The 7,164-nt window shown below is 32.0% G+C and carries 5 protein-coding genes; 2 read left to right on the top strand and 3 right to left on the bottom strand.

The features are described 5' to 3' along the window. Together WBN21_RS00665 and WBN21_RS00670 are read left to right on the top strand one after the other, a co-directional pair. The coding region (locus WBN21_RS00665; protein WP_424197389.1) for a PEP/pyruvate-binding domain-containing protein at positions 1 to 1,119 on the top strand (1,119 nt) is incomplete at its 5' end. A gap of 6 nt (positions 1,120 to 1,125) precedes the next feature. Continuing rightward, positions 1,126 to 2,385: a serine hydrolase gene (locus tag WBN21_RS00670; protein ID WP_424197390.1), complete on the top strand. Its 1,260-nt coding sequence runs from the start codon at positions 1,126 to 1,128 to the stop codon at positions 2,383 to 2,385. Here WBN21_RS00670 and WBN21_RS00675 read toward each other — a convergent pair. The 3 genes from WBN21_RS00675 to WBN21_RS00685 form a co-directional block, all read right to left on the bottom strand. Further along, the gene (locus tag WBN21_RS00675; RefSeq protein WP_424197391.1) at positions 2,375 to 5,203 is read right to left on the bottom strand and encodes an Npt1/Npt2 family nucleotide transporter; all 2,829 of its coding nucleotides are present in this window, start codon (positions 5,201 to 5,203) and stop codon (positions 2,375 to 2,377) included. The genes WBN21_RS00670 and WBN21_RS00675 overlap by 11 nt on opposite strands. A 133-nt stretch (positions 5,204 to 5,336) precedes the next feature. Continuing rightward, positions 5,337 to 6,263 (bottom strand): serine hydrolase, encoded by a 927-nt coding sequence (locus WBN21_RS00680; protein WP_424197392.1) that lies wholly within the window; start codon positions 6,261 to 6,263, stop codon positions 5,337 to 5,339. 173 nt (positions 6,264 to 6,436) lie between these two features. Continuing rightward, positions 6,437 to 7,164 (bottom strand): acyl-CoA carboxylase subunit beta (locus tag WBN21_RS00685; protein ID WP_424197393.1); only part of this gene is annotated, 728 nt, incomplete at its 5' end.

The following is a 7,164-nucleotide window of genomic DNA, read 5'->3' on the forward strand; positions in this document are numbered from 1 at the left end:
GAAAACATTCGATTAAAAGAAACTAATATTTTAAATCTTAGAAACGTAGACGCTAATGATTCTGGTAAACTTTGTGGGCCTAAAGCGGCTAATTTAGGACAATTAAAAAAAATGTTCCCAGAGCAAGTTGTTGAAGGGTTGGTTATTCCGTTTGGGATTTTCAGACAGCATATGGAGCTTCCAATGCCAAATCAAGAAGTTTCATATTGGACGTTTTTAAATGATATGTTTGAAAAAGCTGAGTGGATGCGTAATCAGGAAATAGCTGAGGATGAAGTTGAAAATTATCAATTAAAGCAACTAGAAATACTTCGCAAAGCCATAATGCAAATGACGTTAAATTCAGAATTTGTTTTAGAATTAGAAAAGGATTTTGAATCTGTTTTAGGTAAAGAATTAGGCGAAATACCGGTGTTTTTAAGAAGTGATACCAATATGGAAGATCTTAAAGACTTTACTGGCGCAGGATTAAACTTAACGCTGTTTAATGTTTTTGATAAAACTAAAATATTAGAAGGTATTAAAAATGTTTGGGCATCGCCATATACAGAGCGCAGTTTTAAATGGCGCCAGAAATATCTATTAAATCCTGAAAATGTTTTTCCATCAATATTGGTCATTCCAAGTGTGGATGTTGATTATTCTGGGGTTTTAATCACCAAAGGAATTAGTAATGGCAACGAAAACGATTTGACAGTCGCGTTCAGTAGGGGTGCTGGTGGTGCTGTTGATGGGCAATCAGCTGAAACTCACTTGATAAAAATTAATGGAGGTACACAATTTTTAGCGCCTGCCAGAGACCAGTTTTATAATAGTCTACCAATTACTGGTGGAACTAAAAAGGAATTAGCAACTTTTGAAACCTCAATTCTTAATCAGCAAAACATTAATGATATTAGAAATTTGGCTAAAACAATAAGAAAGACATTGCCTATGGAAACAGATTCAGACTATAAAGGTGCTTATGATGTAGAATTAGGATTTAAAAACAATAAACTGTGGTTGTTTCAAATTCGACCTTTCGTTGAAAATAAAAAGGCATTAAGCTCTGGATATTTAGAGTCGATTACGCCAAAAATAGATAAAAACAAACTGATTTCTCTTTCAGAAAAAATATAAGTTATTATGAAAAAAGTGTTGATTATTGTTGTACTGTTTATTATTTGTTCTTCATTTACTCTATTTACGTTTTATCCTATTGATGGGTATGAGCATACAGGGATTAAACGTTTAAAAAGATTAGAACTCATTAAAAGTGGCGAAATTGTAGATGCTTCAAAGCTTCCTGCAGGTGCTTATAAATCATATCTAGATATTAAATTGAATTTGGTATCTAAAAAAAATGATAGTGTTGGATGCTATTTAAAAGTGAATGATGATTTTCAAAAAGAGATAAATTCCTTGTTTAGAGGACTTGATAAGAGTTATTCGTTAGCGGTTTTGGATATTTCAGACATTAACCATGTTCGATTTGCGAAACGGAATGAAACTGCGGGATATCAACCAGGAAGCGTTGGGAAAATAGCTGTTTTGGCGGGCTTGTTTACCCAATTAGCTAAAATTTATCCTGATGATTTTGAAAAACGTTTAGAGTTGTTAAGAAACAAATCAGTTAAAGCTGGTGTTTGGGGTTTAACCGATGAGCACACCGTTCCTATTTATAATATTGAAACTAAGAAACTTGTAAAGCGACAAGTAATTGCTAGCGATGTATTTACACTTTTTGAATGGGCAGACCACATGCTTTCTGTGAGTAATAATGGTGCTGCAAGTATTGTTTGGCGGGAAGTTTTGCTAATGCAAGCATTTGGCGAAAAGTACCCAGATTTAACTGAAGAAGAAGCTTTAGTATACTTTAAAACAACGCCTAAAAAAGAATTGACGGATATAGGAAATGATGTTGTTAATTTACCATTACGCGATTTAGGAATTACACATGATGAGTGGCGTTTAGGAAGTTTTTTTACAAGAGGGGCAAATACTTATGTTGGAGATAAAGGCGGAAGTATTGGAACTACGTTAGGGTTAATGAAATTTTTAGTGCAACTTGAACAAGGTAATGTGGTTGACGAGCAATCTAGTTTAGAAATGAAACGATTAATGTATATGACAGATAGAAGGATTCGATATGCACAATCACCAGCATTAAAAGAGGCTGCAGTATATTTTAAATCTGGAAGCTTATATAAATGTGATAGGAGTAATGGACAAATTTGCGGGAAATATATGGGGAATGTTCAGAATTTTATGAATTCTGTGGCTATTGTTGAACACCCGGATAACTGTAATTATATGGTGGTTTTAATGACTAATGTTTTAAGAAAAAACTCAGCAACCGATCACATGATGCTTGCTGCTAGCATTGATAAAATAATTAAAAAATAGCCAATATATCTTTAACGCGTTGTTGTATTTTTTCGCTAGGATCATTCACTAATAGAGATTCTAATAATGAATTAAATTTTTGATTATTGGATTTTTCAATTAGGTGTAAAACAGCTAGTTTTAACTTTAAGTCTTTACGTTTTAATAAGGCATTGTAGCATTCTGTCTCGCTTAAAACTTTCAAATTAAGTTTCTTTATTTTGTCTTCCGAGCTAGATTCATATAGCGCAGATTCAGCCAAAGGAATTAATTCTTTTTTAAGTTGGTTATCTAGAATATTATCTAAAAATTCTATGGCATGAATGCGTTGTTCTTCTTTTCCATTTAAAATAGTATTGAAAATAGGGTCTACGTCATGTGGCGGATACTTTATTCCTAAAAATCTGAAAATACGTTGTAGCTGTCTATCTAAGCGTTGTTCTAATAGGTTGATAAGCGATTTTCTAGCCTGATTTTCTTCTACGGTTTCAGGGTTTTCTGCCTTCTTTTTGTATTGTATAACAATTTGGGAATGAATAACGGATAAAGTATTTTGATATAAAAAACATTCATCTAATATTTTATCAACTATAAAATGATCTTTGATTATTAGGTTTGGGTACTTCCATTTTAATCGTTTGAGAGCTTCAATAGCTTCAATTTTAACAGTATGCTCTGTATCATTAGTTAATTTCATTAGCGCATTAATTGCTTTTTGAGAAGCAAATTTTTCAATTACCGAAATGGCAAAAGGAGCATCTTGCATATCAATAACTTCAAGAATAGTATTTTGATACAAGATATTAATTATTGGTTCGCCGTAACTGTATAAACCATCAATAGCATGCTTTCTCGTATTTTTGTCTATTAAAAAGGGTGTAATTAAATTTATAAATTGCTCATCTAAAGTTTTACATGCAGCTGTAATTGCCGTGTTTTGAATATTCCGATTTTCAGATGTTAATTGGTTTTTAATAATGTCATAATATTTTTGAATACGAGCATTCCCAATGGCTTCAAGGATAGCTTGAATTTTATATGTTTTATCTACTTCATTTTGTATCATATCATACTCAGATAAAGCACTTTCAATACGCTGTTCTAAACTAAATCTATTTTGAAGTGATAAATTATTTCTAAGTTCTAAAGACAACCCAATTAATGCCGCATTTTTAATGGTATGGTCTTCACTATTTAAATATTTATTAAAAAGTTCAACAGTATTCTTCTTGTAATGCTTTAATAAATATCGGAATGCGGTAGTTGTAACTTCTTGATTTTGATCATTAACCATCGATTCTATGGTAACACATAAGTTTTTTGTAGTTAAAAAATATATGTTTTCAATAGCTAAGGCTCGCACCTTAGAAGACGGATGTTTTAAAAGTTTTTCTATCGCATTAAAAAAGCGTTCATCTTTAACTTCTAATGTTTTTTGAAGCATGTGTAATACTTGATTTTCGGTGCCATTTTCAAGGGCATTTTTAACCGTACTCACAATAGAAGTAATTTTGATTTCCTTCTTATTTGTTTTTTCTTTTTTTACCGATGAATCTTCTAATAAAGCCTTAAAAGCAATGAGGTATTCTATTCTTAATTGATAAATAAAGTATAGCCAAATGGATATTAAACCAATAATAATTAAACTTATATAGGTAGAAGGAATGTCTAATCCATTAATAAAAAATATAAGAATTAAACCAGCTAAACCTGTTGCAATACTATCAATTACCACATCTGTAAAAGTTTTTGTTTTCTTTTTTACATCTATAGGAATTGGAATTGATAGTAGCTCCGTTGATGCTTTGTTTACAGATTGTTTTAAACTTCCATCAATTATTTTTATAAAAACGACCACCCATAACTGGGGAACCAAAAGCAATAAAATGGAGCCTATTAGAATGCCCGTTGGCAACCAAAGTAACGATTTACCAACTCCAAATATCCCTACTATTCGTTTTGTGAAAAATAACTGAATACATAAAGAAATAACACTTAATGTTGAAAACCAAAAACCAAAAAAGGCGGTTAGTTCATCCGGATCTTCAATAAGGCTTGAGGCATAATCACTATATTGATAATCGACTAATTTAGCAACTAAAACGCTTATTCCAATAACCACCGCAATTAAACTTAATAATTTAGATTGCTTTATAAGTTTTATAGGCGAATCACTTTTAGGATTTGTTCTTAAGGATACCTGAAACGGATTCAGTTTTTCTACTTCGTTTTTCCAAATGTATCGTGTAATTGGAATACAAATCATCAATAAAAGCGCTGCTATAAATAATAAATGTTCAGAATAAAAAAAACGGGTTAGTAGTGTTGTGAGATAACCACCAAAAATACCACCAGCAATGGCTCCTGCACCAATAAACCCAAATACGCGTTTGGCTTCTCTAACATTATAAACTAGGTTTGCTAAAATCCAGAATTGCGATGCGGTTAATAACCCAAATATGGCAACCCAAACATAAGGAATGTATAAAATAAACCCATTAGTTAAATTGAAGGAAAAAGCTAAAGCAAATAAAACTAGTGAAATTATGGAACCAATTATGGTTCTATCTATAACAATATTTAAGGGGTACTTATCTAAAGCCTTATCATAAAAATAAGATCCAATAATAGCAACAATTGCCGTTAAAACATAGCCTAATGGTAATGCATCGGCAGTAAGTTCGGAAAGAAATAAAGAATTTATTGTAGGCTTTATTATTAAAAGCGTCGTAATAAAAATAAAGATGTTTAATTGTAATAAAAGCGTTTTATTTAACTCCTCTTCCTTTAAATCGAAAGTTTTAAGTAAGTATAATTTAAGCGTTTTAATAATTGACATTGGGAGGTTCAACTTTATAATATGCCTTGTGGTGCATTTTTTAATTTATCACAAAACTAATACAATGTATATTGATAAAGGTTAAAAAAGTTAATTAACATACTTCAAACTAAATAACCTTTTGGAAAATCTATTAATTCATTACAACTGAATTTGTTTGAGCCTTACTTTTTAATGCTTTTTCAATTGGCTTAACCAAATTTCTAATTATTTGTTCGCCATTTGAATCGTCAATTAATGCCACTAAAATATAGCGTCTGCTTGGGTCATTCCCCCAAACTAAAATAGAATCTGAGTGATAGGTTTGCCATGATCCTGACTTTCTAAACAATTGTGCACTAGGTGCAATTTTGTCTAGTGTACTCACAAATTTATGATGTAAATCGGGGTTACCCATAATGTCAAGCATTTGTTTTGATCTTTTTTCATTCACTAATTTACCATGTGCAAGTAAATAGTAATAACGACACACTTGGTTAGCACTTGCTGCGTGGCTTAAGTTTTTAATGGGTTCCCTATTAGTTCCACCACCACCCCCATAGCGTTTGCCAACCCACAAACCACCACCTTTGTTTTCATCATAAAACATATATTTTGGGTCGGTCATTACAGTTTCAATTTTTTCATAACCAAGCCTATCAATCATTCTTGTTGCTGCTGTATTGCTAGATTTGCTAATCATAATCTTCATATCCTTTTTAACATCATCAGTTTCTTTTATTTCACCTTTTTCAAGAGCATCCATGGAGGCTAATAAAATGGCGATTTTAGGTAAACTTGCGGCATACATCATATTATTACCATTTACACTAGCAAATCGTATGTTATTCGGATTGCTTAAATCAACAATGCCTACAGCCATTTTTTTATTAGCTATTAGCTTTTTCCAACTAGCATTAGATTTCAATTCCTTTTCTAAGCTTTTTTGAAGTGTTTGATTTTTAAAAGTGGTTAATGGTTTAATTTTAGAATCACTAACCTGAATAGGGAGTCCCTTTTGGGCAAGTAATGACATGTTAAACCCAAAAAATATAAAAATCCAAAAAGCGTTTATTTTCATTTTATTAAAATTATTAAAATAATATAAGCAAAGGTATTTATTAAATCGATTGATAAACTGTTAAATCTTTCAATGACCTAAAAGCAAAAATGTGAATAAATACGAGTTGTTTAAACTATTTGGATTTTAACAACTGTTAAAATTTTAGGAAATAAATGAATAATAGCTTCTAGTTATAACGGAATGTTTCCGTGTTTTCGTTTAGGTGCAGCTACTTTTTTGTCTTCAAGCATATCAAATGCTTTTAATAATTTACGTCGGGTATCTTTTGGAAGGATGACTTCGTCAATAAAACCACGTCTTGCTGCTCGATAAGGATTGGCAAATTTTTCTGCGTATTCGGCTTCCTTTTCTGCTAATTTTTCTACTGGATTTTCGGCAGCAGCAATTTCTTTTCTGAAAATAATTTCACTAGCACCTTTTGCGCCCATAACTGCAATTTCTGCACCTGGCCAAGCAAAGTTTAAATCCGCTCCAATGTGTTTGGAGTTCATAACATCATAAGCGCCGCCATAGGCTTTTCTAGTAATAACAGTAACTCGCGGCACGGTGGCTTCACTTAAGGCATACAAAAGTTTAGCACCATGAACAATAATACCATTCCATTCTTGATCGGTTCCTGGTAAAAATCCTGGCACATCTACTAAAACCAATAAAGGAATATTAAAACAATCGCAAGTACGCGTAAAGCGAGCCGCCTTTCTTGAACTATTTACGCCCAATACACCTGCAAAGGCCATAGGTTGATTAGCTATTATACCAATACTTCGTCCTCCAAGCCTTGCAAAACCTACAATAATACTTCCTGCAAATTCTTTATGAATTTCATAGAATGAGTCTTCGTCAATTATGCCTGATATCACATGATGCATATCATAAGGTTTATTTGAACTCTCAGGAA

This window comes from Algibacter sp. (genome assembly GCF_049667265.1).
Classification (GTDB): Bacteria; Bacteroidota; Bacteroidia; order Flavobacteriales; family Flavobacteriaceae; genus Algibacter_B.

Coding starts and splice junctions, on each gene's coding strand:
- WBN21_RS00670 (WP_424197390.1), top strand. CDS start 1,126: ATGAAAAAAGTGTTGATTATTGTTGTACTGTTTATTATTTGTTCTTCA.
- WBN21_RS00675 (WP_424197391.1), bottom strand. CDS start 5,203: ATGTCAATTATTAAAACGCTTAAATTATACTTACTTAAAACTTTCGAT.
- WBN21_RS00680 (WP_424197392.1), bottom strand. CDS start 6,263: ATGAAAATAAACGCTTTTTGGATTTTTATATTTTTTGGGTTTAACATG.